Source organism: Rhodococcus sp. T2V, from assembly GCF_029269925.1.
Classification (GTDB): Bacteria; Actinomycetota; Actinomycetes; order Mycobacteriales; family Mycobacteriaceae; genus Rhodococcus_F; species Rhodococcus_F koreensis.
Window position 1 is genome coordinate 1 of record NZ_JARJBD010000529.1, and the last position, 366, is coordinate 366.

The 366-nt window shown below is 67.2% G+C and carries 1 protein-coding gene; it reads left to right on the forward strand.

Translation table 11 applies throughout. The features are described from left to right. Nucleotides 1-152 precede the first annotated feature (152 nt). Nucleotides 153-366 (forward strand): helix-turn-helix domain-containing protein (locus P3H15_RS55270; protein WP_276144960.1); only part of this gene is annotated, 214 nt, incomplete at its 3' end.

The following is a 366-nucleotide window of genomic DNA, read 5'->3' on the forward strand; positions in this document are numbered from 1 at the left end:
TCACCAGCACCACCGTCTCCGCGTCCGGGTAGTCCACGCACAGTAGCTCTTTGACTTGCCGGGCTCAGTCGACTTTGGTGCGCCGGGGCTGGGCATCGACACGCCGCCATCCGGCCAGAGGCTTTGGTCCAGCAGAAGATCGAGCAGGTCCCGTGCCGCACGTACTCGCCAGTCCTCCTTCAGCGTTCGGGTGCACCCGGTATGTCTACAACCGGGCGTTGGCCGAGCGGACGCGGGCGTGGTCGCAGGAGCAGCGGCGGGTGACCTATGCGGACACCTCGAAGATGCTCACCGGATGGAAGCGGGACCCCGAGACGGAGTGGTTGGCGGAGCCGTCGAAGGGGCCGTTGCAGGAGTCGCTGCGGC